Annotated in this window: 27 protein-coding genes; 12 read left to right on the forward strand and 15 right to left on the reverse strand. The window is 45.3% G+C overall.

Translation table 11 applies throughout. The features are described 5' to 3' along the window. Position 1: 1 nt before the first annotated feature. The 6 genes from AC3AP5_RS06800 to rpsB all read right to left on the reverse strand — a co-directional run bounded on the left by AC3AP5_RS06800 (position 2) and on the right by rpsB (position 4,750). Positions 2–865, reverse strand: a complete 864-nt coding sequence (locus tag AC3AP5_RS06800; RefSeq protein ID WP_006955311.1) for a phosphatidate cytidylyltransferase — start codon at positions 863–865, stop codon at positions 2–4. A gap of 4 nt (positions 866–869) precedes the next feature. Beyond that, positions 870–1,643 carry a polyprenyl diphosphate synthase gene (uppS, locus tag AC3AP5_RS06805; protein ID WP_006955310.1) on the reverse strand — a complete coding sequence of 258 codons (774 nt, stop codon included), beginning with the start codon at positions 1,641–1,643 and terminating at the stop codon, positions 870–872. Between the two features lie 66 nt (positions 1,644–1,709). Continuing rightward, the gene (gene frr / locus AC3AP5_RS06810) at positions 1,710–2,231 is read right to left on the reverse strand and encodes a ribosome recycling factor (RefSeq protein WP_370215255.1); all 522 of its coding nucleotides are present in this window, start codon (positions 2,229–2,231) and stop codon (positions 1,710–1,712) included. A gap of 59 nt (positions 2,232–2,290) precedes the next feature. After that, on the reverse strand, positions 2,291–3,025 hold the full coding sequence (gene pyrH / locus AC3AP5_RS06815) for a UMP kinase (protein WP_006955308.1): 735 nt from the start codon (positions 3,023–3,025) through the stop codon (positions 2,291–2,293). Between the two features lie 103 nt (positions 3,026–3,128). Next, positions 3,129–4,007, reverse strand: a complete 879-nt coding sequence (tsf, locus tag AC3AP5_RS06820; RefSeq protein ID WP_006955307.1) for a translation elongation factor Ts — start codon at positions 4,005–4,007, stop codon at positions 3,129–3,131. Positions 4,008–4,021: 14 nt separating this feature from the next. Beyond that, positions 4,022–4,750: a 30S ribosomal protein S2 gene (gene rpsB / locus AC3AP5_RS06825; RefSeq protein ID WP_006955306.1), complete on the reverse strand. Its 729-nt coding sequence runs from the start codon at positions 4,748–4,750 to the stop codon at positions 4,022–4,024. 278 nt (positions 4,751–5,028) lie between these two features. Here rpsB and map point away from each other — a divergent pair, with 278 nt between their 5' ends. The 3 genes from map to dapD are packed head-to-tail and all read left to right on the forward strand — an operon-like array spanning position 5,029 to position 9,287. Continuing rightward, positions 5,029–5,820 (forward strand): type I methionyl aminopeptidase, encoded by a 792-nt coding sequence (gene map, locus AC3AP5_RS06830; RefSeq protein WP_006955305.1) that lies wholly within the window; start codon positions 5,029–5,031, stop codon positions 5,818–5,820. 4 nt (positions 5,821–5,824) lie between these two features. Further along, positions 5,825–8,446 carry a [protein-PII] uridylyltransferase gene (gene glnD / locus AC3AP5_RS06835; protein ID WP_487326356.1) on the forward strand — a complete coding sequence of 874 codons (2,622 nt, stop codon included), beginning with the start codon at positions 5,825–5,827 and terminating at the stop codon, positions 8,444–8,446. A 10-nt stretch (positions 8,447–8,456) separates the two neighbouring features. Next, positions 8,457–9,287: a 2,3,4,5-tetrahydropyridine-2,6-dicarboxylate N-succinyltransferase gene (dapD, locus tag AC3AP5_RS06840; RefSeq protein ID WP_286681780.1), complete on the forward strand. Its 831-nt coding sequence runs from the start codon at positions 8,457–8,459 to the stop codon at positions 9,285–9,287. A 27-nt stretch (positions 9,288–9,314) separates the two neighbouring features. On the opposite strand, the gene truC is transcribed toward dapD, so the two are convergent. Then, a complete protein-coding gene (gene truC / locus AC3AP5_RS06845; RefSeq protein WP_487326357.1) occupies positions 9,315–10,034 on the reverse strand; it encodes a tRNA pseudouridine(65) synthase TruC in 720 nt (239 codons plus the stop codon). Further along, positions 10,027–10,371 (reverse strand): YqcC family protein, encoded by a 345-nt coding sequence (locus tag AC3AP5_RS06850; RefSeq protein ID WP_006955300.1) that lies wholly within the window; start codon positions 10,369–10,371, stop codon positions 10,027–10,029. Before AC3AP5_RS06850 ends, truC begins: the two co-directional genes overlap by 8 nt. 93 nt (positions 10,372–10,464) lie before the next feature. On the opposite strand from AC3AP5_RS06850, the gene AC3AP5_RS06855 reads away from it, so the two are divergent. Next, entirely contained in the window at positions 10,465–11,487 is a 1,023-nt protein-coding gene (locus AC3AP5_RS06855) for a DUF3549 family protein (RefSeq protein WP_487326358.1), read from the forward strand. Beyond that, positions 11,484–11,795 (forward strand): DUF3301 domain-containing protein, encoded by a 312-nt coding sequence (locus AC3AP5_RS06860; protein WP_006955298.1) that lies wholly within the window; start codon positions 11,484–11,486, stop codon positions 11,793–11,795. Before AC3AP5_RS06855 ends, AC3AP5_RS06860 begins: the two co-directional genes overlap by 4 nt. Here AC3AP5_RS06860 and AC3AP5_RS06865 read toward each other — a convergent pair. The 3 genes from AC3AP5_RS06865 to AC3AP5_RS06875 form a co-directional block, all read right to left on the reverse strand. Further along, positions 11,792–12,427, reverse strand: a complete 636-nt coding sequence (locus AC3AP5_RS06865; RefSeq protein WP_487326359.1) for a GNAT family N-acetyltransferase — start codon at positions 12,425–12,427, stop codon at positions 11,792–11,794. The two genes, AC3AP5_RS06860 and AC3AP5_RS06865, sit on opposite strands and share 4 nt — an antisense overlap. Before the next feature lie 45 nt (positions 12,428–12,472). Further along, complete coding sequence (locus AC3AP5_RS06870; RefSeq protein WP_487326360.1) at positions 12,473–12,850, reverse strand: DUF3192 domain-containing protein; 378 nt, start codon at positions 12,848–12,850, stop codon at positions 12,473–12,475. A gap of 144 nt (positions 12,851–12,994) precedes the next feature. Further along, positions 12,995–13,564, reverse strand: coding sequence for a SecY-interacting protein Syd (locus AC3AP5_RS06875; protein WP_487326361.1), 570 nt, complete (start codon positions 13,562–13,564; stop codon positions 12,995–12,997). A 66-nt stretch (positions 13,565–13,630) separates the two neighbouring features. Here AC3AP5_RS06875 and queF point away from each other — a divergent pair, with 66 nt between their 5' ends. Then, positions 13,631–14,461 (forward strand): NADPH-dependent 7-cyano-7-deazaguanine reductase QueF, encoded by an 831-nt coding sequence (queF, locus tag AC3AP5_RS06880; RefSeq protein WP_487326362.1) that lies wholly within the window; start codon positions 13,631–13,633, stop codon positions 14,459–14,461. 2 nt (positions 14,462–14,463) lie between these two features. Here the strand turns inward: queF and AC3AP5_RS06885 are convergent, their stop codons facing one another. After that, a complete protein-coding gene (locus tag AC3AP5_RS06885; protein ID WP_487326363.1) occupies positions 14,464–16,257 on the reverse strand; it encodes a M61 family metallopeptidase in 1,794 nt (597 codons plus the stop codon). A gap of 225 nt (positions 16,258–16,482) precedes the next feature. On the opposite strand from AC3AP5_RS06885, the gene AC3AP5_RS06890 reads away from it, so the two are divergent. From AC3AP5_RS06890 to AC3AP5_RS06910, 5 genes are all read left to right on the forward strand, one after another. Beyond that, a complete protein-coding gene (locus tag AC3AP5_RS06890) occupies positions 16,483–18,039 on the forward strand; it encodes a GGDEF domain-containing protein (RefSeq protein ID WP_272977915.1) in 1,557 nt (518 codons plus the stop codon). Between the two features lie 30 nt (positions 18,040–18,069). Next, positions 18,070–19,425 (forward strand): nucleotide 5'-monophosphate nucleosidase PpnN, encoded by a 1,356-nt coding sequence (gene ppnN, locus AC3AP5_RS06895; protein ID WP_006955291.1) that lies wholly within the window; start codon positions 18,070–18,072, stop codon positions 19,423–19,425. Between the two features lie 4 nt (positions 19,426–19,429). Next, complete coding sequence (locus tag AC3AP5_RS06900; protein WP_272977916.1) at positions 19,430–19,804, forward strand: DUF3192 domain-containing protein; 375 nt, start codon at positions 19,430–19,432, stop codon at positions 19,802–19,804. Further along, complete coding sequence (locus AC3AP5_RS06905) at positions 19,801–21,189, forward strand: hypothetical protein (protein ID WP_487326364.1); 1,389 nt, start codon at positions 19,801–19,803, stop codon at positions 21,187–21,189. The genes AC3AP5_RS06900 and AC3AP5_RS06905 overlap by 4 nt, the downstream gene beginning before the upstream one ends. A 92-nt stretch (positions 21,190–21,281) precedes the next feature. Continuing rightward, on the forward strand, positions 21,282–22,286 hold the full coding sequence (locus AC3AP5_RS06910; protein ID WP_006955288.1) for an isocitrate dehydrogenase: 1,005 nt from the start codon (positions 21,282–21,284) through the stop codon (positions 22,284–22,286). Positions 22,287–22,704: 418 nt separating this feature from the next. Here AC3AP5_RS06910 and AC3AP5_RS06915 read toward each other — a convergent pair whose 3' ends face one another. Together AC3AP5_RS06915 and AC3AP5_RS06920 are read right to left on the reverse strand one after the other, a co-directional pair. Further along, complete coding sequence (locus AC3AP5_RS06915) at positions 22,705–23,094, reverse strand: hypothetical protein (protein WP_487326365.1); 390 nt, start codon at positions 23,092–23,094, stop codon at positions 22,705–22,707. 44 nt (positions 23,095–23,138) lie between these two features. After that, positions 23,139–23,612 (reverse strand): IS3 family transposase, encoded by a 474-nt coding sequence (locus AC3AP5_RS06920; RefSeq protein ID WP_487326366.1) that lies wholly within the window; start codon positions 23,610–23,612, stop codon positions 23,139–23,141. A gap of 145 nt (positions 23,613–23,757) precedes the next feature. Between AC3AP5_RS06920 and AC3AP5_RS06925 the strand changes: the two genes are divergently transcribed. Further along, positions 23,758–24,845, forward strand: a protein-coding gene (locus AC3AP5_RS06925) for an IS3 family transposase (RefSeq protein WP_487326367.1) whose coding sequence is annotated in 2 segments (ribosomal slippage) — positions 23,758–24,019 and positions 24,019–24,845 — 1,089 coding nt in all. Because the reading frame shifts where the segments join, the coding sequence is not laid out codon by codon here. 320 nt (positions 24,846–25,165) lie between these two features. Here AC3AP5_RS06925 and AC3AP5_RS06930 read toward each other — a convergent pair. Then, positions 25,166–25,690 carry a hypothetical protein gene (locus tag AC3AP5_RS06930; RefSeq protein WP_487326368.1) on the reverse strand — a complete coding sequence of 175 codons (525 nt, stop codon included), beginning with the start codon at positions 25,688–25,690 and terminating at the stop codon, positions 25,166–25,168. Between the last annotated feature and the right edge of the window lies 1 nt (position 25,691).

Raw genomic sequence — 25,691 nt, forward strand, 5'->3', positions numbered from 1 at the left:
CTTAACGTAAAAACTCCAAGTAAGCCAATGTAAACACAGGCACTGCCGCGGTTAGACTATCTATGCGATCTAATATGCCGCCATGTCCTGGCAGGATTGAGCCGCTATCTTTTACGCCGGCACTGCGTTTAAACATACTCTCATTCAAGTCACCAAACACAGACGCCACGACAGTAAATAATCCTGTCAAATAATAGCCGGTAAATTGGTCCGCCGGTATTTGAGTCCAGTGTGAAACCACCATCATGACGATAAATGCCAGCGTTAATCCACCGCAGAGACCTTCCATTGTCTTACCCGGGCTTACCGCAGGCATCATTTTATTACGTCCGTAACGGACACCTGCAAAGTAGGCGCCAACATCCGCGGCCCATACTAACAATAGAATAAACAATACCACCCATCCGCCAAAATAGGGTTGTATATCAATATTGATTGAACGCACGGTGACCAAGGCTGCCCAAGTTGGAACAAAAATCAACATGCCAAAAATACCAACGATCGAACGTGTCCGGGACCACATACGTCGACTCGACGGATAGTTGACCACCAACGCCAATGCACAGACCCACCAGATACCACCGGCAGCGATGGTGGCATAAATAATTTGATTAAGCGTGCCTGCTTTCCACAAGTGTTCAAATGGCACAGCAAGGCTTAATGCGCCAATTATTATTCCAATGCCGAGTGTATACGCAATACGTGAACGGACTTTGGTGAGCCCCATGAGCGGTGCCCATTCCCACGCGCCTAACATCAATACAGCTTGGATAAATAAGGAAAAGCCCCACAGCGGCAGTAAAAATACCGCATAGAGGGCGACGGGTATCAAAATGACAGCTGTCAAAATTCGTTGTTTAAGCAAAAATTCAGTCCTCTACACGCGCATTCATTGTTTCAAAGAGCTCAGTGATTTGCTCACTGGTAAGCCCATAACGGCGTTCCCGTTGCGCGAATTCTGCAACAGCACTTGCGAATGCTTGATCGTCAAAGTCAGGCCATAGTATCGGGCTGAAGTAAAATTCTGCATACGCTATTTGCCATAGCAAGAAATTACTCACCCTCTGTTCGCCACCCGTACGAATGAGCAAGTCAGGTTTTGCCTGATCAGCTAAACATAAATAGCGCTCAAAAGTACGTTCAGTAATGTCTGATGCCGCTAATTCATTATTGGCCACCGCGGTTGCCACTTTACGCGTCGCCTGGGTAATATCCCACTGACCACCGTAATTTGCGGCGATATTAAGTGTCATACCGCGACACTCGGCAGTCATCTCTTCAGTCTGTTCAATATGCTTTCGTAAGCGACTTGAAAACTGTGTCTTATCACCAATAACTTGAAGCTTGATATCATTTTGTTTGAGTTTATCCGCTTCCTTTTTAAGTACATTGATGAATAACTCCATCAGTAGCGATACTTCCGCGGCCGGTCTATTCCAATTTTCACTACTAAAGGCAAATAGCGTAAGCGACTGGATCCCGTTTCGACGTGCAAAGCTAACCGCTCTCCTAACCGCCTCGGCTCCCTTTTTGTGACCAAACGTTCTTCGTTTGCCTTGTTGCTTAGCCCAACGCCCATTCCCATCCATGATAATAGCGACATGCTTGGGCATCACTTGCTGTATTGTTGGAGATTGCTTCATGCTGTCCGCCAATAATTAAAACGCCGCATAGAGACTACACGGCGCCGTCTAGAGCACGGAATGGAATTAAACTTCCATTAAATCCTGTTCTTTAGCTTTCAATGACTCGTCGATTTTTTTGACGTACGTGTCGGTTAGCTTTTGGACATCGTCCTCTGCCGAGTGTTCCTCATCCTCAGTGATTTCCTTTTCCTTTAACAACTCTTTTAAATCGTTATTCGCATCACGACGAATGTTACGCACCGCTACACGCGCTTGTTCGGCTTCTGCACGAACAATTTTTACCAAGTCACGGCGGCGTTCTTCGGTCAACGGTGGTAGAGGAATACGAATGACTGCACCTGCAGATGCTGGGTTTAAACCCAAATCAGAGGTTAAAATAGCCTTCTCGACAGCTTGAGCGGACGATTTGTCAAATACGGTCAATGCCAATGTACGAGAATCTTCTGTAGTAATGTTAGCGAGCTGCTTAAGTGGTGTATCAACCCCATAGTAGTTCACCATCACACTATCAAGAATACTCGGATGCGCGCGTCCTGTACGCACTTTTGACATTTGACTACGGAGCGACTCTACGCTCTTTTCCATGCGCTCTTTTGCGTCTTTAATAATATCGTTAATCACTGTTTTTACCTTCTCGATTTCGTTTATTCAGCGTCTTTACTGATTAGTGTACCTTCTTCTTCGCCCAGAATCACGGATCGTAACGCACCTGGCTTATTCATATTGAATACACGAATCGGTAATTCATGATCGCGAGCCAGTGTAAAGGCGGCTAAATCCATCACTTTCAGCTGTTGTTGAAGTACATCTTGATAATTGATATGGCGATATAGTGTGGCGTCTGGATTACTAACAGGATCGTCTGAATACACGCCATCGACTTTGGTGCCTTTTAGCACTATGTCTGCTTCGATTTCGATGCCACGCAAACACGCAGCTGAGTCTGTCGTAAAAAATGGGTTGCCGGTTCCGGCTGAGAAAATAACGACACGCCCAGACTTAAGTAGGCTGATTGCTTCTGCCCAGTTATAACTGTCACAGACACCTGTCAACTCGATAGCAGACATTAAGCGGGCATTCACGAATGCGCGATGCAACGCATCTCGCATTGCTAACCCATTCATAACCGTTGCAAGCATCCCCATGTGGTCACCGACTACACGATTCATTCCGGCTTTTGCCAGGCCTTCGCCACGGAATAAATTACCACCACCGATGACAAGTCCAACCTGGACCCCGAGCTCAACCAGCTCTTTGATCTCTTGAGCCATGCGATCCAGCACTTTTGCGTCGATGCCAAAAGGCTCATCGCCCATTAATGCTTCACCGCTAAGTTTTAAAAGAATACGTCGATATGTTGGTTTTGGGTGGGTACTCATGCTTGCCTCTCAATATCCATTTTTCTAAAAAAAACCGCGTCCTGAACGCTCAAGACGCGGTTTCTATTACTCACATTGGGGTTGTGGACCCTGGCACAAAGAATTAACCTTTGCTTGCCGCCGCCACTTGAGCTTGTACTTCAGAAGCAAAATCTTCTTCTTTACGCTCAATACCTTCGCCCACTTCAAAGCGTACGAATGTAACTACGTCTGCACCCGCTTGCTTAAGCAATTCGCCAACAGTCATAGAAGGGTCTTTTACGAACGGCTGACCAGTTAAGCTGATCTCGCCAGTAAATTTACGCATACGACCTTCGACCATTTTCTCAGCGATTTCTTTTGGTTTACCGCTTTGCATTGCGATATCAACCTGAATAGCACGTTCTTTTTCAACGACTTCAGCGTCAACATCTTCGGGCTTAACAAACTGAGGACTGCTCGCAGCAACATGCATACACAAGTCGCGCGCTAAGTCTTCATCACCACCATTTAATGCAACAGCTACACCAATCCGTGCACCGTGAGTGTATGTAGCAACAGTGTTGCCTTCTTCAATCGTCTTAACACGACGTACGTTCATGTTTTCGCCGATTTTAGCAACAAGGTCTTCACGGGTTTTTTCAACAGTTTCGCCGCCGATGTCAGTTGCTTTCAATTGTTCAACATCGTTTTCTTTGCTAGCGAACGCTGCGTTGATAACTTTCTCGCCAAATGCCAAGAAGCTATCATCGCGTGCAACGAAGTCAGTTTCGCAGTTAAGCTCAACGAGTGTCGCTTGGTTGCCTTCAGACTTAACCAAGATAACGCCTTCAGCCGCAACACGACCGGCTTTCTTAGCCGCTTTTGCTTGACCGCTTTTACGCATTAGCTCGATTGCAGCTTCCATGTCGCCGTCAACTTCTTGCAATGCTTTCTTGCAGTCCATCATACCAGCGCCTGTGCGCTCGCGAAGTTCTTTTACCTGAGCAGCAGTAATTGCCATGGTTAGATCCTCAATTATTCGGTAGCTTCAACAAAATCGTCAGCGTCTTTTGCTTCTACTGGCGCTGATTTAGCTTCTTTGATCGCGTCTGCTGCAGCATTCAAATACAATTGTACTGCGCGGATTGCGTCGTCGTTACCTGGGATAACGTAGTCAACGCCATCTGGATCTGAGTTGGTATCAACAACAGAAACAACTGGAATACCTAAGTTGTTGGCTTCTTTAATCGCAATGTGCTCGTGATCAGCGTCGATTACGAACAATACGTCAGGCAAGCCGCCCATGTTTTTGATACCGCCAAGGCCTTTTTCAAGCTTTTCCATTTCGCGGGTGTTAACCAACGCTTCTTTCTTGGTCAGCTTGTCGAAAGTACCGTCTTGGCTCATGGTTTCAAGATCTTTCAAACGCTTGATTGATTGACGAACGGTTTTCCAGTTAGTCAACATACCACCTAACCAGCGGTGGTTTACGTAGTACTGACCACAGTTCAACGCTGCTTCCTTAACAGGCTCAGCGGCTGCGCGCTTAGTACCTACGAACAAGATTTTACCTTTATTTGAAGCAACGTGCTGCATGTAGCTCAACGCGTCGTTGAACATAGGCACAGTTTTTTCAAGGTTAATGATGTGGATCTTGTTGCGAGCGCCAAAAATGAACGGCTTCATTTTTGGGTTCCAGAAGCGGGTTTGGTGACCGAAGTGGACACCTGCTTTCAGCATGTCACGCATTGACACGTTTGCCATAATACTTTTCCTTTTGTAGGGGTTAAGCCTCCATATACCCCATAGCACGACCCGATTGGGCACCCCGTGGTATGTGTCGATATATGTGTGGTTTAAATTTAAAGTGAATTTTTGCTTTTAAAAAGCGCGCATTTTATACCATATCCACTGTTGTCCTGCAATCATAAAGCGACAAAAATGCCGCCGTCGATCCTCATCCGAGCATGGCTAAGCGAGGCTTAAATTGGTAGACTGCGTGTACAAGCAAAAAAGTAGCCCAATTTAAGAGACCGTATTTAATGAGTATATCGATCAAAACGCCTGAAGAAATCGAAAAAATGCGCGCTGCGGGTCGCTTAGCGGCCAGTGTTTTAGAGATGATTGGTGAGCACGTCAAACCTGGTGTGACCACCGAAGAGTTAGACAAAATCTGTCACGATTATATCGTTGATCACGGCGCATACCCTGCTCCGCTCAATTACCATGGTTTTCCAAAATCGATTTGTACATCGGTAAATCACTGCGTATGTCACGGCATTCCTGGACCTAAAAAGTTGAAAGAGGGTGATATCATGAACATTGATGTCACCGTCAAGTTAGACGGCTATCATGGCGACACTTCAAAAATGTTCGTCGTCGGTAAACCTTCTATCCTCGCCGAACGCTTAATAAGAACCACGCAAGAATCGCTCTACAAAGCGATAAAAATGGTGAAGCCAGGTATTCGCTTAGGTGATTTCGCAGAGGTCATCCAAAAATTTGCTGAACAACATAATTATTCGATTGTTCGCGAATACTGCGGTCACGGAATTGGTGCGGTATTCCATGAGGAACCACAAGTGCTCCACTATGGTAAGGCCGGTACGGGTGAAGTGTTAGAGCCGGGTATGTGCTTCACGATTGAGCCGATGCTCAATGCAGGTAAACGCCACACTAAATTGATGAAAGACGGTTGGACCGTACTTACAAAAGACCGCAGCCTGAGCGCACAGTGGGAGCACACCTTATTGGTCACCGACAACGGTGTTGAGGTACTCACACTGCGAGAGGAAGAAACTGACTTGCCCCGTGTCATTCAGCATAGCGAATAACACGATGGATACCGAGCAAGCAGATTTTTATGCACATTGGCCCGCCTCAAACCTTGCGCTTGAGGCCGGAGCCTACCGCGAACTCATTGCTCATTATCATCGTTGGTCAGAAGGCCACTTTGTCACTGCCGATATTGACGAGCTCATTCACCATAGGGCTCAATTTTTCGATCAATTGTTAACAGAACTCTGGCATCGCTTTGACTTTTCCAATGAATCTATGGCGTTGATTGCGGTAGGCGGCTATGGTCGTCATACCTTACATCCCGGATCCGATATAGATCTACTCATTTTAGTTGATTGCGAGGATACATTATCACGTTGTGCAGTGTCAGAATTTGTCACTTTTCTATGGGACTTGCACCTCGATGTAGGTCACTCGGTACGCACAGTTTCCCAGTGCTTAACTGCCGCTTCTGAAGATATCACCACGGCAACCAACCTAATTGAGAGCCGACCCGTAGTGGGTGATGAAACGCTCATTCGCGACTATGAGCAGCGATTATTATCCGACTTCCCCTGGTCAAGCCGAGATTTCTATCAAGCGAAGCTTGACGAACAAAGGCAACGACATCAGCAATATCACGGTACATCGTATAACCTTGAACCTAATATTAAATCCAGCCCTGGCGGACTTCGCGATATTCAAACCATTGGTTGGATTGCCAAACGTCATTTCCAAACCCACTCGGACGAAAGCCTAGTCGAGTTCGGTTACATGACGGCCGATGAATTTGTTGAACTACGTGAATGTATGAACTGGCTCTGGCGTATTCGTTTCGCACTTCACCTTGAAGTAGGCAAACGCGAGGATAGATTACTATTCGATTTTCAACCCGGCGTTGCAGTGCGTCTTGGTTACGGGAATGAAGGCAAGCAATCAGTAGAACTGATGATGAAAGACTACTTTAAGGTCGTACTTCGTGTCAGTGAGCTGAATCAGATGCTACTGCAGTTTTTTCAGCAAGCTATCCTTAACCCGCAAGACCTGCATCATACCGTTGATATCGATGAACACTTTGCGATCAATCAACACCTGCTCAGTGCACGCCACGATGAAGTATTCGAAGACCATAGCCAACTAATCCGAGCATTTGTAATTATTGCTGAACACCCAGAAATTGAAGGCATCCATTCACACACGATTCGTCAATTACGTAACGCGCGTGCTCAGCTCAACGAACCATTAAGCTATGATCCCGACTGTCGTTTCTGGTTTAAGCGACTTATCGAACATCCATCAGGCTGTGGTCTTGCTTTTGCCTTAATGCATCATCATGGCGTCATAGCAAGCTACTTGCCCCAATGGCAGCAGATTGTAGGTCAAATGCAGTTTGACCTCTTCCACGCCTACACGGTCGATGAACACACCTTTCGTTTAGTACGCAACCTTTATCGTTTTTCAGATCCAGAGTATGTCGGGCAATTTCCTTTATGTGAAGAACGCGTAGCTCAAATGACGCGTCGACATTGCCTCTACTTGGCGGGCATTTTCCACGATATCGCCAAAGGTCGTGGAGGAGACCACTCTGAACTCGGTGCGATGGATGCCAGTAATTTTTGTTTGCAGCATCGCTACAGTCAAGCAGACAGCGATTTAATTAGTTGGCTGGTAGAACACCATTTAACCATGTCGGTCACTGCACAAAAACGCGATATTCACGATCCAGAAGTAATTCAGGAATTCGCCAATATTGTTGATACGGTCGAACGGCTCGACTTTCTTTATTGTCTCACCGTAGCGGATATTCGCGCGACTAACCATTCGCTTTGGAATAACTGGAAAGCAACCTTACTCGAGGAGCTGTATAACGCGACTCGTTATTTATTAGAACAAAACAGTAGTAAACCAACGCTCGACGTGCGTGATAAAATCCAGCAAAATAAAGCCAACGCTATGGCTTTGTTACTGAGTGGCGGTTATGAAAAAGAGGCCATTCTTGCGCTTTGGGGACGCTTTACAGCGGACTACTTTTTTCGTCACACGGCGGAGCAGATTAGTTGGCACTCCCAGCATATTTTGCAACTTAAAGATGATGAACTTCCATTAATTTTAATTGGTGATGAAAACAACTACGGTACAACCGAGCTGTTCGTCTATCACCACGACGAGGGGCATCTTTTTGCTGCTGTGGCGGGCGTGCTTGACAGCCAACAGTTGAATATCTTAGACGCGCAAATCCTGGCAACTCGAGATGGTTTTGTGATGGATACTTTCGTGTTGTTGCAGCGAAATGGTAAACCCTTGACCGAGGCACGTCGCATTGAAGAGGTCAAACAACACTTACTCGACGTGTTACACAAGCGTCGTAAAGTACCTAAAAATAATCGGCCGCTATCACGTCGGTTGAAGAATTTTAGCGTTAAGACTCAAGTGAATTTCTTGCCTGCGAAACACCGGGGGCGCACCACTTTCGAATTGGTGGCGCTGGATAGACCGGGGTTAGTTGCTCGCTTGGCTGCTATTTTACAGCGTTTAGATGTTAGTTTATTGGCTGCCAAAATCACGACTATCGGTGAACAAGCAGAAGATTTATTTATTGTTTCTTCGAATCGTGGAGAGGCGCTTTCAGACGAGCAGAAATTGACGCTTAAACAACAAATTATTAAAGATTTAGATGGATAACGAGGCAAACATGTCGTTCGAAAAGTATAAAAAGCTAATTAATGATGCCTTTGAGCAGCGTGACCAAATTTCTCCCCGTACCGACGATGATGAACTGCGCGAAGTCGTTCGCTACATCATTGATGAAATCGATCGCGGTGAATTGCGTGTGGCAGAAAAAGTAGCCGGCGAATGGATCGTCCACCAATGGCTAAAAAAGGCGGTGTTGTTATCATTCAGACTGAACGACAACGATCTTATCGAAGGCGGCGAAACCCGCTTTTGGGACAAAGTGCCAGCGAAATTCGCCGACTACGACAGCGCTCGTTTTCGTGCGGAGGGCATGCGTGTCGTTCCGCCTGCGATGGTTCGCAAAGGCGCCTTCATTGGTCGTAATGTAGTGGTCATGCCGAGCTATGTAAACATCGGCGCATACGTTGGCGATGGAAGTATGGTGGATACCTGGGCGACCGTCGGTTCGTGTGCACAAATTGGTAAAAATGTTCACCTGTCTGGTGGCGTGGGTATTGGCGGAGTTCTCGAACCATTACAAGCCAATCCAACGATTATTGAAGATAACTGCTTTATTGGCGCACGTTCTGAAATCGTCGAGGGAGTGATCGTTGAAGAAGGCGCAGTCATTTCAATGGGCGTCTATATAGGCCAAAGCACACGCATTTACGATCGTGAAAACGACAAAATTATTTACGGACGTGTGCCTGCAGGCGCTGTTGTTGTACCTGGCGCACTCCCCTCTGCCGATGGTACGCACAGCCTTTATGCCGCGATTATTGTGAAACGTGTCGATGCTAAAACACGTGCAAAGGTTGGTATTAATGCACTCTTGCGCAGCGCAGAATAACATCTATTTTTACTAACTAAGCGCCCGTTACTGATGAAACGGGCGTTTTAGTATGTCTGGAATCTCAATCTCAATACTCAGCTGTTCGGCTGTCACTGGGTGTTGAAATTCGATTGCGGTGGCTGCCAATAATAAGCGATGACAATCAAAATGCTCACGAAAAAAACGATTGTGTCGCCCTTCCCCATGCCGAGTATCGCCAATAATTGGGTGTCTTATGTGCGACATATGCCGACGTAACTGATGTTTACGCCCTGTTTTAGGCATGAGCTTCACCAATGAGTAGCGGCTCGTATCATGTTTCTTACTGACCTTAAATGGCAACTCGACGCGAGCAACACATTGATATTCCGTGACGGCTTCCTGAGCCGGTTTATCCGCCTGCGCCTGCTTATCAGCAATTTTATCGTGCTCTTCTTTTAGCGCATAATCAATAATGCCAGCATCATCCACATAACCCCGTACAACGGCGTGATAGGTTTTTTTAATATCACGCTCGGCAAACTGTTCGTTAAGCGCACGTGCTATCTCCGAAGACAGCGCGAACACCAATACCCCAGATGTAGGTCGGTCAAGTCGATGAACAGGAAAAACATGTTGCCCGAGTTGGTCTCGGAGCATTTGCATAGCGAACTGTTTTGCGTCCGAGGCGATCCAACTACGATGCACCAATAAACCGCTGGGCTTGTCGATTACCACGAGGTATTCGTCTTGATAGACGATAGTTAATAGCTCGGAGTCAGACATCGTCTTGCAGCGGATCTGAGCCGCTTAACAGGACATCAAATTCACGAATTAATTCGATGAGTTGCTCATGTTGTTCGATCGCATTGCGATAAGAGTGTGCTGCCATCGGACTGACCGCGATCGAGTCAGGTAACGGTTGCTTTGCATCGATCAATGACCACATTCGCGGTATCATTATGAACTGTAGCCATTGATGAAACTCGAGGGTATCCATAGCGAATGGCTGTTGGCTATCCAACGCTTCAACAGGCGGTTGATGAGATTGCCAGAGGCCCAAGCTATTTAACTCTCGTTCGATACGATCGAGTAGCCGGGCCGCTTTTTGATACTGCTCCATCGGAGACTCCATTACCACTTTAGGTTTGATAACCGATATAATGGCGACAATACTGATTGAAAACCGAATTAAATTCAAGCTTGGAGACGTTGAGTGACTGATAAGATAGCAACCATTGGCGAGTTTTTGGCAGCAGGCAACACTGAATTTCAGGTATTTGACTTGGGTCGGCGGCTCAGTCAAATTTCAGTAGAGACCTTTGCCGCTATTGAACACCAGCAGCAACCTCATCCGTTTCCGCTTGCTCATCACGCGCACCTGGCCATTCTATTTCGCCACAAGAGTAATCCGCAACAGGACTATCTGTGGTTCTTAAAATTTCCTCTGGACGAACGGGGACTTCTGAATGTTGCTGCGCGTGACCAATATCTTGAGTATGTTGTATCCGCATTAGGCCAGCAACTCACTGATGCCCTGACTAAAGAACAAGAAGAGCAGCTCAAGCATAATCCGTATTTATTTACTCCGAGCGAAACCCAGCGTGCCGCACTACATGCACATATTTCAACTCAGCGTCAAGCTGCACCGAGCCAGTACTTTGATACTACGTTTGACTACTTGATGGGCAAACACGACGATTGGCAACATATCGGCGTACAGGGCTTACATGATTGTGCTGCTCGTTTAATGAATCTGCCCGAATTGGCAACCGCGATTACTGAGCATTACACAAACTATGCGCCCACGGTACAACGTTATTTAGCGGAGGCGCTAGAACAACACTCAATACCCGCAAAGTTGCGCGACTTCTATCTGAACGAGTTGACCGAAGCGAATGAGACACGTGCGTTATACGCTCTGCGGTCGTTAGCGAGCATGAGCAACGATAAACGTGTGCAAAAAGCAGTAATGACCCTATTAAAGCAGCCAATCGACGCCAATATATTAACGGTCGTGGGCGCTCGTTTATGGCCCACACTACAAAATGAAGAGCTACTCCGATTGTACCTTGATCGCATTGCTGAGCTTCAACAGACATGGTTTCAGGCGTTATTCGAGGACGCTGTTTCACTGCCAGAATTGCGCCCTTTAGTACTGCGTAAAATAGCCCAAAATGATATTTCTATCGAGGTCAAGCAGCAGCTCCTAAAACTTAAGACGCAACAAGCCTCATGATCACTCTATTTGATGTACTATTATTCTTACTATTGTTGTGTGTAATTTGGTTGTTCTGGCAACACCGACGTCAAACGGAGCATGCCTACCAACACGCGCTTTGGTATTGCAAGCAACAGAGACTGCAAATGCTAGATTTAGAGAAAGTCAGCACGCGTTGGTCTTTTAAAGGTCGTCATCCGGGCTGGCGAAGCCGCTTTGTGATGGGCTTTAGTAGTGACGGCACTTCACGTTATGAAGGCACGTTAACCTTGCATAATAGTCAGTTAATTGCCGTCGATCTCCCGCCTTTTCGTGAACCCAACTAATCGACGTTCAGAGTGAGCAGTGCGCCGGGTACGTCATGAACGTCAACAGCGTGCTGCTGCGTAAAGCCACAACGGTTGAAAAACGTTTGTTGTTGCTGATCAGAAGTAAATACCGCCAACTGTTTAACGCCACCGCGTTCAACACTCTCCTGTAACGCTGCTTGGCACAGTAACTGCCCAATACCTTGGTTTTGATACTGTTCGGCGACACCAATGAAAGAAATCAGATAGCAGGGTTGATCTTTGAGTAATGACTTTATTTGGCGCTCTTTATCAAGTACGTAACGCGTACTTACCCAACCTGCTGTCAATAACATCGAAATGTACCAGTTCCATCGGCTGGTAGGTCCGAATTGATGTTCAACCTTTGATAGACATACGACACCTAACAGCGCTTCATCATGCATCGCCGCGATAATGGGTTGCCCATTGTCCCACTGAGCAATCAATTCCTCGCGTATCGCTGCGCGTAAACGCTTTTCATAGTCCGCTTTGTCGGCTTGAAAGATACGCTGCATAAGCGCATCATTTTGGTAGGTTTGAAACAATAAGGACGCTACGCTATTGAGCTGACATACGTCCAGCTCTACAAGCTCAACGTCCTGTGTTGATACGGCAACTTCGGTTGGCATAGCAACTCTCCTATTACATAGTACGCTATCACCAACCTACTCTGATTACATCACCTTGTCGAGTGCCAATTGGCCGGTCCCAATCATTGACCCATTCTTAAATACAATCGGGGTACACTCATCTTTAGTGGTCATACCGTCTGCGTGAACACGTTGCGTCCGGTAAAAAAGCACTTGATACTGGTCGCCATCCTCGGTCCATCGTTCAGTAAAATCAGGTGTGCCGAGCTTATTACGGACAGACTCAAAATCAGCATTTAAATTTAATTGAGCAATTGTCTGACGATTGCCCCGCTCGTCGTGAATTTGATCATACTGTGGATCGTCTTTATCCCAGCTAGGCTCACTCACAACAATACATCCCGACAGTGAGAGCGTCATCATTCCCGCAAGTCCAGTCAATGCAAGCTTTCTGAATTCCATCTTCAATCTCCGATTTTTAGTTATTTTAAGAATTGTGCTCATTTCGCGCACTCACGACAAATTAAGCAAAAATCGCACCAAAATAATAACCCGTTGTTTTTAATGCATTTAATGATGTCTCACTTTACTTTAAGCTCGCATTGCTTAGTCATTTTCACCACTATGTGGCTGACATTGCAATAAAAATGTAGCGAGATCGACCGCTAAGGTTTGGTGCTGTAGCTTCCCTAACCACTCAAGTGCGACCTCTCCTGTGGAGTTATCTATCGAGACCAAGCAATCATCATGTTCATGTAAAATACCGATAAAAATCGTGATAGGCTGCTTCAACTTGCGCTTCATCAAAATGTGCCCCGTCAGATTTTGCAGCAGCCGTTCAGCATCCTCTTGGCATTGCGGCATCAACAATTCAAAGCCCATTGACGGGGTTGTCTCACCAGTTGCAAAAGCGAGACTGAGATCACCGCTGAACCAATCGCCAAATAATCGTTTTACACTGTCATGAAACCGCATGTCTAATGCTGACTCTAACGTACTAAAGTCTTGCACTTCATCACGCTTTACAGGCCGCCAAATAACCTGCTCTTCACCTATTCGTTGCTGATAGATCTTAGCATCCCACTCTTCAACCCATTCGGTTTTGGGTTCAGGGATCACTTCGAGGTAGCGCTCTAACAAAACGCTAACGGCGTGTTCAGTTGATACGGAGTTCATCTGGTGCATTTCCTTTTATCAGCGTAAAATAGATTTAACTAATTTAGTTTACCATGGAGCGCATCAATGCAAAAAAACGACCCACTCGCTCACCTAAACTTGGGTAAAGCCACTGATTACCCAACCACATACGACCCGAGTCAGTTGCATGCTGTAGCTCGCGAACTTAATCGCACCCCCATTGGGATAACTCAAAAACTACCGTTTGATGGTCAAGACGACTGGACGGGATATGAGGTCTCATGGCTGAATAATAGAGGCTTACCGCAAGTCGCTATTGCTGAATTTTCTGTGCCCTGTGATAGCCCTCATTTAATTGAATCAAAGTCATTTAAACTCTATTTAAATAGCTTTAACGAGAGTCGGTTCGAAGACTGGCAAACTGTTGCGGATATCATGCAGCACGATTTGTCGACCTGCGCCGGTGCTAATGTCTTAGTCAGCTTAAGTTCTTTAGATGAATTAAGTGGCACGCCGATAAGTGGCTTACCAGGGGCGTGTATTGACGAACAAGATATTGAAGTAAGCACCTACGATTACCAACCGGACCTATTAACAGTCGATAGCTCGATCATTGAATCAATTTCAGTGCATAGCCACTTACTTAAATCAAACTGCCTAATTACTAATCAACCTGATTGGGGATCAGTTTACATACATGGCGTTGGACCACGTCTCGATCGCGCAAGCTTACTACGCTATCTGATTAGTTTTCGACGACACAACGAATTTCACGAACAGTGTGTGGAACGTATTTTTATCGACCTGCAGCGCTTGGGCTTCACGCAACTGACTGTCTACGCCCGTTACACGCGTCGAGGTGGATTAGATATCAATCCGTTTCGTTCGAACTTTGAAAAGGCGCCACCGAGTGGGCAGCGCCTTGCACGGCAGTAGGATTAACTCGCATTCGGGTGAGGAATTTGTAACCATTGTAAGAAGCGTGCCTTCTGTTTAGCAGAAGGTGCTTCTATCGGCTCAATTTTCGCACCTGTATGTTGCTCTTCGCCCAGTACTAGTTCAGCAGTATGAAGTTGGTCACGACGGAAGAATGTGACTTCAACCGTATCACCGACTTCACGCTCTTGCAGAGCTTCTTCGAAACGTCCATTGGCCGCACGCTGCCCATCATAAGCAACAATCACATCGCCTGGAGTAAAACCAGCGTCCCAAGCAGGTGAGCCTCGCTCTACCTGAACCAATTCAACGCCCTCAGCGGCTGCTTTACCACGCCAACCGGCCCAAGGTTTTTGCTCATCAGCTGAAGCAAATGTCAGCTTCATACCAACGGTATTCAGCAACTCATCAAAATTGATCTCAGCGACGGGCGCATTAACATGCTCATCCCACCACTGCTGCCACGACTGACCTGTCAGCTCATCTAAGATAGCGACGACATCATCACTATTAAAGCCTTCCTCATCGGCATCAAAACGCTGATAAAGTGCATTATGAACATCGCGATAAGTCACCTCGCCGTCAGTGCGCTCAATTAACGCCAGATCTAACAACCATGAAACCATCGCACCTTCTGAGTAGATATTAACTGAGAAGTTGTGAGCGCGATCGCCATACTGGTCACTCCAAGCTTCAAACGATGCTTCTGACACAGACATGATTTCACGCCCTGGTTTACCGTAAAAACGCTCGATCCCAGAAGCAACGCGTTCGAAATACTCATCAGTCGTCATGATATCTGCTTGCATCAGCAAATGATTTTGGAAATAACTTGTTGAGCCCTCAGCTAACCAGAATAGGTCAGTGTAATTTTCCTTCTGATAATCGTATGGCACTAAGGCTTCCGGACGATAGGCTTTTACGTTCCAAGTATGAATCAGTTCGTGAGAAGCTGTTGATAAGAAGCTTAGATAGTCGTCTCTGCTTGCGTAGCTATAGCGTGGACGCTGGATGATCGTCGAGTTGCGATGTTCGGTTGCGCCACCTGCTCCCGAAGTCGCATGGATCATAAATACATAACGTTCATAGGGATGACCTTGCCAAATATTCTGCGACTGCTGAACAAGCTTTTCTAAGTCCTTAACGGTTTGTTCTGCATCGTAATTGCCTTCACCCCAAAAAACCACTTCGTAGTCACGATCGTCAACACTGAATTTATACAGTTCGTTGATACCTGTCTCAATGGGTGAGTCAACTAAGATATCCCAATTATCCGCCACAAACGTATGCTCTGCCTCTTTCTCCATGCCTGATACGCTGCGCCAATCGTCTTGCACATCAAGGCTGACCGTCACTGGCTCTGAGCGGTACTCGTCGGCATACATAAACACTGCTGACGCGTCTAAATAGGCGTGAGAGTCATCAATGTGGCGACTACGTCGTCCGAGTTGATTCGCATAAATTTGATAGTTGACCTTAACGTCATCACCTTGCGCCGACTTCGGTAAGTGAATGCGCCATGTGCTTTTATCAATTTTTTCCCAAGTCAGTGACTCACCATCTTCTGACGTTGCTTTAAATTCACGTACGCCATTGGCAAGATTTAAAATACGATAATAACCGGTTCGCCACGCTGGCATTTTGACGTCTATATAATCGTTTTCAACGTCAGGGAACACAATATCAACTTGGCCAGTGTGATGGGTCGGCTTCGTTAAATTAAGGTGGTAATCAACATCGGCCCAAGCGGGCGTTGATGCAGCGACTGCAAGTGCTAATAAAGATTTCTTAAACACGTTAACTCCTTGTGATGAGCTCGCTGGTTTTAATTTTTATAAGTAAGTATGCCGACGTAGAGTAGCATGATGAAACAAAGAGCGGGAGTCTGTGCGATTAGACGCATATTTTTACCGTCTAATGAGCGGGTTTCAGGCAAATTTTTACGTGCTTTCATCGAACATTTATAATTGAATGGTATACACTATGAGCATGAACATAAGAAAACGCTGTGAGACTGAGTTTTGAATCAATCGAATTCGACCGAAGAAAAACTAGCTATATTAGAAAAGCGACTCAACCAAACGATTCAGTCGCGAAAACAGCTCGAGGACGAATACCAACACGACTGGACTCATTTTTCCAACATGCTAACGCAGCTTTCATATGCTTGCGGAGGCTTAGACCAAAATCTTGATAACGCGTTAACCAAGCTGCGCGGTTTATTACAAAGAAACAGTGGAATGGAACTTTTGAAACCTGTTATGACAGAGTCAGAAGCTCATATCCAATCTGTTGCCAACCAAGTTCAGCGCAACCTAAAAGATGCTCACGAAGTCACCTTTGCAACACTCAACTGGTTACTCAAGCAACCCAACCTATCAAAGAGCGCGCGTTCGGAGTTACAACGCATCATTGAATTGAGTCAATCACAACACGTCTCAATCATGCATTATATGCCGTTGATGATTACACTGCTCAACTATTGTCAGCGGCTTGGCAGTGACATCGTAAGTGCACCAGAACAGCAAAGCCAAGCGCATCAAAAAATAGTGCTTAAGCTTATCACGCAATTGGAGTTTAATGGCTCGACAGAGCAACAGCTCAACTTAATCGCGAGAAAACTTAAAGGGAAACTCGACAACACCGAATTACTCTCAGTGTTAGTCAATTTACTAGAAACCATCATTGATGGCGTCAGTCTCGAGCGCCAATCGGCGCAGAATTTTCTGTTAGAGATTTCGCAAACCCTAGGTGTTGTTCAAGGCACACTCAATCAAAGTGTAAATGAGCGAGGTCATTATGAGAGTGAAAATTCAAGCCTCAATGAACAACTCCAATCTAACGTTGATCGATTAAATGCATCGGTGCAGAGTGCACAACATTTAGAGACACTTAAGCAAGAAGTAGCAAGCCACCTGTGTCAGTTAAATGAAACATTGAAAGAAAAATTGGCACTAGAAGAGCATGAGCGACAGCACTTCGAGCGCACCACGGCAAAACTGAACAGCAAACTGACACATTTTGAACAACAGGTGCATCATTACAAACAAAAGTTGGCTGAGCAAAAATTTAAAAGCTTACAAGACAGTCTAACGAAGCTACCTAACCGTGCCGCACTCGAAGAACGTATGCGGGTCGAAGAACAACGCTTCAAACGAACGAAAGAACCTGTCAGCATCGCCGTCTTAGATATCGACTTTTTTAAGCGTATCAACGACAATTTCGGTCACAGCGCGGGCGATAAAACGTTACAAGTCATTGCAAGTATGTTAAGAAAGGCAGTTAATGAATCAGATTTTGTCTGTCGATATGGTGGAGAGGAGTTTGTCGTACTGTTCCCCAACACACCGATCGCAGATGCTCAAGCACGCTTAGAAAAGGCGTGTGAACGTATCCGTAATATCCCATTCAAATTTAGATCAGAAGATATTAGGATTACCGTATCGGTTGGTATTGCTGAGTTACAGCAGGTCAACCAATCGTTAACCTCACTATTCGAAACAGCTGATAACGCACTGTACGAAGCCAAGAAGACAGGCAGAAATAAAATTGTATTAGCAAGCGCTGTATCGAATTGAGGAACACTGTTTAGGAGTAAGAAATAAGTAATGAAAGCAAGTATTTCACCTCAGGGAAGCATGTCCCTGCTATCACAATTAGAAATCGAACGATTAAAAGCATCATCAAATAGTCAACTTTATAAGCTCTTTCGTAACTGCTGCTTAGCAGTTCTTAACGCAGGTAGCCACACCGACAGCTCAGCGGATATCTACGACAGTTATAAAGACTTTGAAGTCAATATCATTCGCCGTGAGCGCGGGATCAAACTCGAGCTTATCGAACCACCTGAAGAAGCCTTCGTAGATGGTGAGGTTATTGTCGGCATCCGAGAGCTACTTGAATCAGTCTTGCGTGACATCTTGTTTACGGGTGAGCGTTATTCAGAAACTGACTTAGAGCACGCTGACAGCGCGACCTTGACTCACGTTGTTTTTGATATTTTACGAAATGCACGTACATTACGCCCTCAAGAAGAGCCCAATATGGTGGTTTGTTGGGGCGGACACTCAATTAATGAGATTGAGTATAAATACACGAAAGATGTCGGCTATCATATCGGTTTGCGTGGACTCAATATCTGCACTGGCTGTGGGCCAGGAGCCATGAAAGGTCCGATGAAAGGCGCAACAATTGGTCATGCAAAACAGCGTGTTGAAGGTGGTCGCTATTTGGGCTTAACAGAGCCAGGCATTATTGCTGCTGAGCCACCTAATCCAATTGTCAACGAGTTGGTGATTTTACCTGACATTGAAAAACGTCTTGAGGCGTTTGTGCGGTGCGCACACGGAATTGTCATATTCCCAGGTGGTGCAGGAACTGCTGAGGAGCTACTTTATTTATTGGGAATTTTGATGCACCCTGATAATCAGCGCCAAAGCTTACCTGTCATTTTAACCGGTCCTGCATCATCGCGTGACTATTTTGAAGCTTTAGATGAATTCATTGGTGCGACTATCGGTGATGAAGCCCGCCAGTTATACAAAATAATCATTGATGATCCGGCAGCCGTAGCTCAACACATGCATGCGGGTATGGCAGCGGTGAAACAATATCGACGTGACTCGGGTGATGCTTACTACTTCAACTGGACATTAAAGATTAATGAAGAGTTCCAGCGTCCCTTCAGTCCAACCCATGAAAATGTAGCTGCGCTCAACCTTCATCCAGATCAACCCAAAGAACGTTTAGCCGCGGACTTACGTCGCGCATTCTCAGCAATCGTGGCAGGTAATGTGAAAGATGAAGGTATTCGTCAGATACGCAAAAACGGTGTATTTACGATTCATGGTGAGCAAAGTCTAATGAAGCGACTTGATGAGCTATTACGAGCGTTTGTTGAACAAGGCCGCATGAAACTGCCGGGTTCAGTATACAACCCGTGCTATAAAGTCATTACGGACTAATCGAATGCGCAAGCTTGGCTTAGTATTGTTTGTAGGTATTGTCGGCTACATCGCCATTCTAGGACTGGTAAAAGTATTTTACCAAGCAGATCCAGCGGATATGAAGTGGCAGGAGCGCGAAACCTACAACGCAATGCAAATCGGTCAGCTCGAACTCGGTATGTCAAAGGATCAGGTGATCCGTATGCTCGGATCGCCTGATATAAATGAAGCAAAGGAAACCTCACGCGGTGATCTCCACGTGCTATTTTATCGCACACATCATGTGACTTCCGACGGTATCACAACCAAGGACGAGTGTACTGCGTTATTATTTGAAAATAACCAACTAACGGCTTGGGGGAGTGGCGCATACGATAGCTATAAAGGCACTCAATGAATCGTTTAGATGAATTTTTAACGTCGTTTCGCTCTGCACTAGTACACTCCACTGCCGTTGAAATATACGCACAAACCAAGAAGCTTGAATACGAGATAAGTGAATATCAGTGGCCTGACTATTTTGCTCACTGGGCACTGGGTCATCGAGCGCAAAACCTGCCACACACGCTTGCGCTGCAAAGCGCAATCAATGTATTCAAGTTGAGTTATGAGCTAGGTTTAGCTACACCTTTCCGAAGACTATTAATGACTGCAGTATTAATTCGTACTTTGCCGACCCACTTAAGCAATACGAATCGTCTAAAATCTGAAGTTTTACATGCATGTCTTCATAAAAAAGAACGACGTCACCACTATGCGTACTATTTAGTCGATTGGTCGTTGCACCTGGCGCGATACCAACTCGCCTTAGACGGCAAAGGAACCCTAAACCAACTTTTAATCGGCGAACATCACCTAGAGTATTGGCCCTACGCTGAACTAAGTCGACCGTACAGGGTAGAAAAGCTAACCAACGAACACCTCGAACCGGCTTTACAGCACAAGAGAGCGACGCCAGCGTATCTGAATAACTCAGTCAAACCGCCCAAGACACTGCTTAAAGCAATCAAGCGATTTGCGGATGGAACAGATTCATTAACTCCAATCATCGCAGCAATTGAACAACAGCCGGGTCTTAGAAAGGCGCTCCATCAAGCTGCGCGTGAGCATGCGCAGGTAGCCCCGTTTAAATCAACAAAACACGCGTACCTCTATCTTGGCGCGCAACGGGCGTCTCGTGTGCTGGCGTCCGCCAGTTTGCAGCAACACCTTGACCGCCATCGTATTCCGCTGCATGAGAGCCTGATGCAGCGACTGTCCTTACTTATTGAACTCTGGCGGCGACTTAATCAAACTGCTCAAATTAAATGGCCTGTACGAGAGAAGCTAATCGCGCAGATTATTGCAACTGACCTAATACATCATCCTACGCTTGCCAGTGCCATTCGATGGCCCACTGTACCCGATGATACACCGCTCAGTATATTCTCTATTATTGGCGCAGTTGTAGAAATTGAAAGGCAAAAATATAGCTCCATTCTAATTCATCGCTGGCGGCTACCTGAACAAGTAAATCACCTAATCAGGGTTCAACATGAAGTGACGAATAAACAACAAACAGTTTTCTTGCTCGGCTGCATCCTTTTACAACAGCTTTATGCAGGAGAAAAACAAACGCCTAAACGCTGGCTCGCGTTACTGCCCAAACTTTGCGAACGCCTCAATTTAGATGCGACGCAGTTATTGCGTATCAAAAACGATGCCATATCGTTTTGTCATAGTTATACGCCATTAAACACACACATTTGCGCAGTGAATGATTACAATCACCCAAGCGAATAATATCCACGCTAGTCCATCGGCGGTTGTAGTGCTAGACTTTCGGAATCCGCAAACTCCTAATTTAATGTAGTAGCTAGGCATAAGGAACGAATATGAGCAGAAAAATCACAGTGATCCCAGGCGATGGTATTGGTCCCGATATCGTCAAATCGGCCCTCGCTATTCTAGAAAAAGCGGGCTGTGAATTCGACTACGAATTTGTCGACGCAGGTCTCACAGCGCTCGAGAAAACGGGTGAGTTGTTGCCACAAGCTACATTGGACGCCATAGCCAAGAACGGCGTTACCTTAAAAGGCCCATTAACAACTCCGGTTGGAGAAGGCTTTACTTCAATTAACGTCAGTTTGCGTAAACGCTTTGGTCTGTACGCGAATTTACGCCCAGTGAAGTCATTCAAAGGTACTCAAGCACGTTATGACAATATCGATATTATCACGGTGCGAGAGAATACCGAGGGTATGTACTCAGGTCTGGGTCAGAAAGTCAGTGAAGATGGTTCAGAAGCGGAAGCAATGAGCAAAATCACACGCGCTGGAGCTGAACGTATCGTGCGTTTTGCCTATGACCTTGCTCGCCGCGAAGGCCGTAAGAAAGTGACAGCGGTACACAAGGCAAATATCCTTAAATCAACCTCTGGACTGTTCCTAAAAGTCGCCCGCGAAATCGCTGATGAATACCCCGACATTGAATCAGCCGAGATGATTGTTGATGCAGCATGCATGCGCTTGGTGATGAACCCAGAAGACTTCGACGTATTAGTCACCACCAACTTATTCGGCGATATTCTATCTGACCTTTGTGCAGGCCTGGTTGGCGGTCTTGGTATGGCGCCTGGTGCAAACATAGGCAAAGATTGTGCAATTTTCGAGGCTGTACACGGTTCAGCACCGGATATCGCAGGTAAAAATTTAGCCAACCCAAGCTCGGTCATTTTAGCCGCTGTGCAAATGCTTGAGTATTTAGAAATGCCTGAGCCAGCAGAGAAAATTACTCGTGCTTTAGCTGAGGTTATCGAATCAGGTGATCGTACAACGCGCGATTTAGGTGGTAGTCATGGCACTACTGACTTTACAGACGCCATCATTGAGCGTTTATAAACAGAGCTAATTTTCATTGTCTAATTTAGAATTGAAAAAATAGCATTCCATCTTTATAAGTCGATAGCTGAAAAAGGCTTCGTGTAAATAGCAGAACATTACGCCCAAGCCAAAGCTCAAAAGAGTTTACGAGAATAAGCGAAACATCATAGGGCTTATCTAGAGATGGACTGGAGTCCGGAGCAGGTATCGGTTATCTACACGCGACTAGATTATCCAATCAGTCACGAGTGAATTTACAGTTACGTTCTCACTAATTTTTACGGTGGCGATGGTGTATTTACTCACCCTCGCCACCAATTATTGATGCCCTGACCCTGCACCGTCTCATCTGAATATTGAACAGCTACTACTTGTCTTGATGTAAGCAAAGAAAAAAGCCCTGCGAGGGCGAGGCTTTGGGTTCAAAACGATTTATTTATATCCGCGAGTTTGCACGCTTAAATAGGGAGTTGATACCAAGTAGGGGTATAAATGTAGCGAAAGCTAGATATTTTAAATCCCCTTGCAACAATCCACCTGCATAAACAAAAATGAAAAGCGCGCCCCACAAAAGCACAACTTTTACGCTAGATTTGGAATCATCTCCAGTATTTTTACTCGCTTTTTTTAACAAGCCAAAACAGAAAAACGGATACAAGATTGATTTTGCAACTAGTACCAATTGTGATGAGGCGTCACTATTTTTCAAAAAATTTTTGTAAAAATAGTACATGTTATATAGCCCGGCAGAAAAAAACGAGAAAATCACTAATCGCGCAGGAGCTTCAGTATAAAAATTTAAAGTTTCTCTATTTTTGATAGTCATACATGTAAATACCCCATTTATAACACAGTCATCTCGTAGAATATTTATGCCGCATTTCGGTACTCAAACGGTTTCATATCATTGAGTGAATCGTGCGGTCGTTCGTTGTTATATAATTCAATCCAGTCTTCGGTTATTTGCTTCACTTCGTTCAGGTTGTTGAAGATGTAGCAGTCGAGTACATCGTCGCGATAAGTTCGGTTAAATCGTTCAATATAGGCGTTTTGATATGGGCAACCGGGTTTAATGTAATCAATCATAATGTCATGCGCTTTTGCCCAATTTACAAACACGTCCGAGGTGAATTCGCTGCCATTATCTACCCGAATTTTCTCGGGGTAACCGTGCCACTCAGCAAGTTGGTCAAGATAGCGTATGACGCGCAATGACGGCATGCTGGTTGCAATATCAATACCTAAAACTTCGCGATTAAAGTCGTCAATAACGTTAAATGTGCGAAGCCTGACTTTGTTGTGCAAGCTGTCACTCATAAAGTCCATTGACCAAGACTTACCCAATGCATTCGGTGCAGCTAACGGCTCTGGGTTACGGTTGGGCAGTCGCTATTTGCCTTTGCGTCGCAGGTTCAGTTTGTAATCCCCCCAGAAAATCGGAGCAGTTATTAGTAGAAAATTCCGCTAAACTAAAGCAAAGGAGTTTTCTATGCGCAAATCACGATACACAGACAGTCAGATCCTGGCGATATTGAAGCAGAACGAGAACGGTGTGGCCGTTCCAGATCTTTGCCGTGAACACGGTATGAGCTCAGCTCAGTTTTATAAGTGGCGAGCCAAGTTTGGCGGCATGGACGCATCCATGATGAAGCGCCTCAAAGAGCTTGAGGATGAAAATAAACGCCTCAAGAAAATGTACGCCGAAGAGCGCATTAAAGCCGAGATCCGCAAGGAAGCCCTTGAGGGAAAGCTGTAAAGCCATCTCAACGTAAAGAGATGGCGCGTGCCGCCATTGAACGCCATGGTATCAGTATTCGCTTAGCCTGCATTTGCCTGGGAATTAGCGAAAGCTGCTATTATTATCAGTGCAAATTCAGCGATGAGAACGCTGTTATCGCTGACTGGCTGCTGCGCCTGACAGAGGCTCAGAAGCGCTGGGGATTTGGCTTATGCTTTTATCACCTGCGCAACGTGAAGCGTTTTCCGTGGAATCATAAACGGGTATACCGCATTTATCGGGAGCTTGAGCTTAACTTACGGATAAAACCGAAACGACGCATTAAACGGGATAAACCAGACGCATTGAGCGTACCAACAGCCAAAAATCAGGTCTGGTCGATGGATTTTATGTCAGACAGCTTAGCTGATGGTCGTTCATTACGAACATTTAATGTGATCGACGATTACAATCGCGAAGGCTTAACCATTGAAGCGGATTTATCATTGCCGAGTGCGAGAGTCATTCGAGCGCTAGAGCAAGTCATCGAATGGCGCGGCAAACCCGCAGCAGTTCGGTGTGACAACGGTCCAGAGTACATCTCGGCCGAGTTAACAAGTTGGGCTGAAAAGCAGAAAATAACGCTGCTTTATATCCAGCCCGGCAAGCCAACTCAGAATGCTTACATCGAACGTTTTAACCGAACAGTTCGTCATGAATGGCTGGATGTACACCTGTTCGAGAGCGTTGAACAGGCACAAAAACTTGCTACTGAGTGGCTTTGGATTTATAACAACGAGAGGCCGAATACGGCCATTGGCGGCATCCCGCCTAAATATTTAACGCAAGCGGTTCACTAATTCTACGAATAACTGCTGCTTAAAATGGGGGGATTACACTGTAAAAAATTTTTAATCAAATTATTATCCTCAATTAATTGATGTAAATATTAGATATTTCGAAATATAAACATTTTAAGACTTACGACAAAAGCAAGATTATGCATTGAAAAGGCTTTGACAAAAATTATTCGCAAGATAGTCCAGCCCCATACTGGATCAAATTTCGATAGTATTTCTTAATCCCTTTGGCTTCAAAAGCTGCCAAAAATAAAGCCCATTTATGCTCGACAAGAAAAAGCCCCGCGAGTGCGAGGCTTTGGATTCAAAATAGTAATTTGCTATTCCAGTATATGAAGCGGAATATCATTAAGATCAAGTGAACTTGATTTTAAAGTCGCGACCAGTAAAGTTAAATCCCGAAGAAAAATAAAATATGTTTTGCTTTTAATATCATATAGAGAATAAAGCTGAATTTCTCGCAACCCTGAGGTCACATATGTCAAAAATTCAGATTCCCCTTTGGGTCTAAAACAAAGATTTTGGTCAGCTTTAGAAAATACTACGTACAAGTCTCCTTCATTATATTGTTTTTTGAAGAAATCAATAAACGGCTTTTCATATTTTTCATCCATTTCAGGATTTAATTTATCTTGATTTACTTTATTGAAATACGTATCCAATAAATGGGTTTCATCTTCACCTAACCACTTAGGAAAACAAGACAAATACTTGAATTCGTAATTTTCCCGACCCGAATCTAATTGATCTTCTTCAAGTTTGTTAATCAGCTCTAGCTCTAATGGCACTATAGAGTCTAGCTGGAAACACTTTTGACGTGCTTCATCTGATATAAATAATTCCATA

It is taken from the genome of Idiomarina sp. D18, from assembly GCF_057748155.1.

Bases quoted from the DNA above. Each gene is read 5' to 3' on its own strand.
- uppS (WP_006955310.1), bottom strand. From the start codon at position 1,643: ATGAAGCAATCTCCAACAATACAGCAAGTGATGCCCAAGCATGTCGCT.
- frr (WP_370215255.1), bottom strand. From the start codon at position 2,231: ATGGAAAAGAGCGTAGAGTCGCTCCGTAGTCAAATGTCAAAAGTGCGT.
- pyrH (WP_006955308.1), bottom strand. From the start codon at position 3,025: ATGAGTACCCACCCAAAACCAACATATCGACGTATTCTTTTAAAACTT.
- tsf (WP_006955307.1), bottom strand. From the start codon at position 4,007: ATGGCAATTACTGCTGCTCAGGTAAAAGAACTTCGCGAGCGCACAGGC.
- rpsB (WP_006955306.1), bottom strand. From the start codon at position 4,750: ATGGCAAACGTGTCAATGCGTGACATGCTGAAAGCAGGTGTCCACTTC.
- map (WP_006955305.1), top strand. From the start codon at position 5,029: ATGAGTATATCGATCAAAACGCCTGAAGAAATCGAAAAAATGCGCGCT.
- glnD (WP_487326356.1), top strand. From the start codon at position 5,825: ATGGATACCGAGCAAGCAGATTTTTATGCACATTGGCCCGCCTCAAAC.
- dapD (WP_286681780.1), top strand. From the start codon at position 8,457: ATGTCGTTCGAAAAGTATAAAAAGCTAATTAATGATGCCTTTGAGCAG.
- truC (WP_487326357.1), bottom strand. From the start codon at position 10,034: ATGTCTGACTCCGAGCTATTAACTATCGTCTATCAAGACGAATACCTC.
- AC3AP5_RS06850 (WP_006955300.1), bottom strand. From the start codon at position 10,371: ATGGAGCAGTATCAAAAAGCGGCCCGGCTACTCGATCGTATCGAACGA.
- AC3AP5_RS06860 (WP_006955298.1), top strand. From the start codon at position 11,484: ATGATCACTCTATTTGATGTACTATTATTCTTACTATTGTTGTGTGTA.
- AC3AP5_RS06865 (WP_487326359.1), bottom strand. From the start codon at position 12,427: ATGCCAACCGAAGTTGCCGTATCAACACAGGACGTTGAGCTTGTAGAG.
- AC3AP5_RS06870 (WP_487326360.1), bottom strand. From the start codon at position 12,850: ATGGAATTCAGAAAGCTTGCATTGACTGGACTTGCGGGAATGATGACG.
- AC3AP5_RS06875 (WP_487326361.1), bottom strand. From the start codon at position 13,564: ATGAACTCCGTATCAACTGAACACGCCGTTAGCGTTTTGTTAGAGCGC.
- queF (WP_487326362.1), top strand. From the start codon at position 13,631: ATGCAAAAAAACGACCCACTCGCTCACCTAAACTTGGGTAAAGCCACT.
- ppnN (WP_006955291.1), top strand. From the start codon at position 18,070: ATGAAAGCAAGTATTTCACCTCAGGGAAGCATGTCCCTGCTATCACAA.
- AC3AP5_RS06900 (WP_272977916.1), top strand. From the start codon at position 19,430: ATGCGCAAGCTTGGCTTAGTATTGTTTGTAGGTATTGTCGGCTACATC.
- AC3AP5_RS06905 (WP_487326364.1), top strand. From the start codon at position 19,801: ATGAATCGTTTAGATGAATTTTTAACGTCGTTTCGCTCTGCACTAGTA.
- AC3AP5_RS06910 (WP_006955288.1), top strand. From the start codon at position 21,282: ATGAGCAGAAAAATCACAGTGATCCCAGGCGATGGTATTGGTCCCGAT.
- AC3AP5_RS06915 (WP_487326365.1), bottom strand. From the start codon at position 23,094: ATGACTATCAAAAATAGAGAAACTTTAAATTTTTATACTGAAGCTCCT.
- AC3AP5_RS06930 (WP_487326368.1), bottom strand. From the start codon at position 25,690: ATGGAATTATTTATATCAGATGAAGCACGTCAAAAGTGTTTCCAGCTA.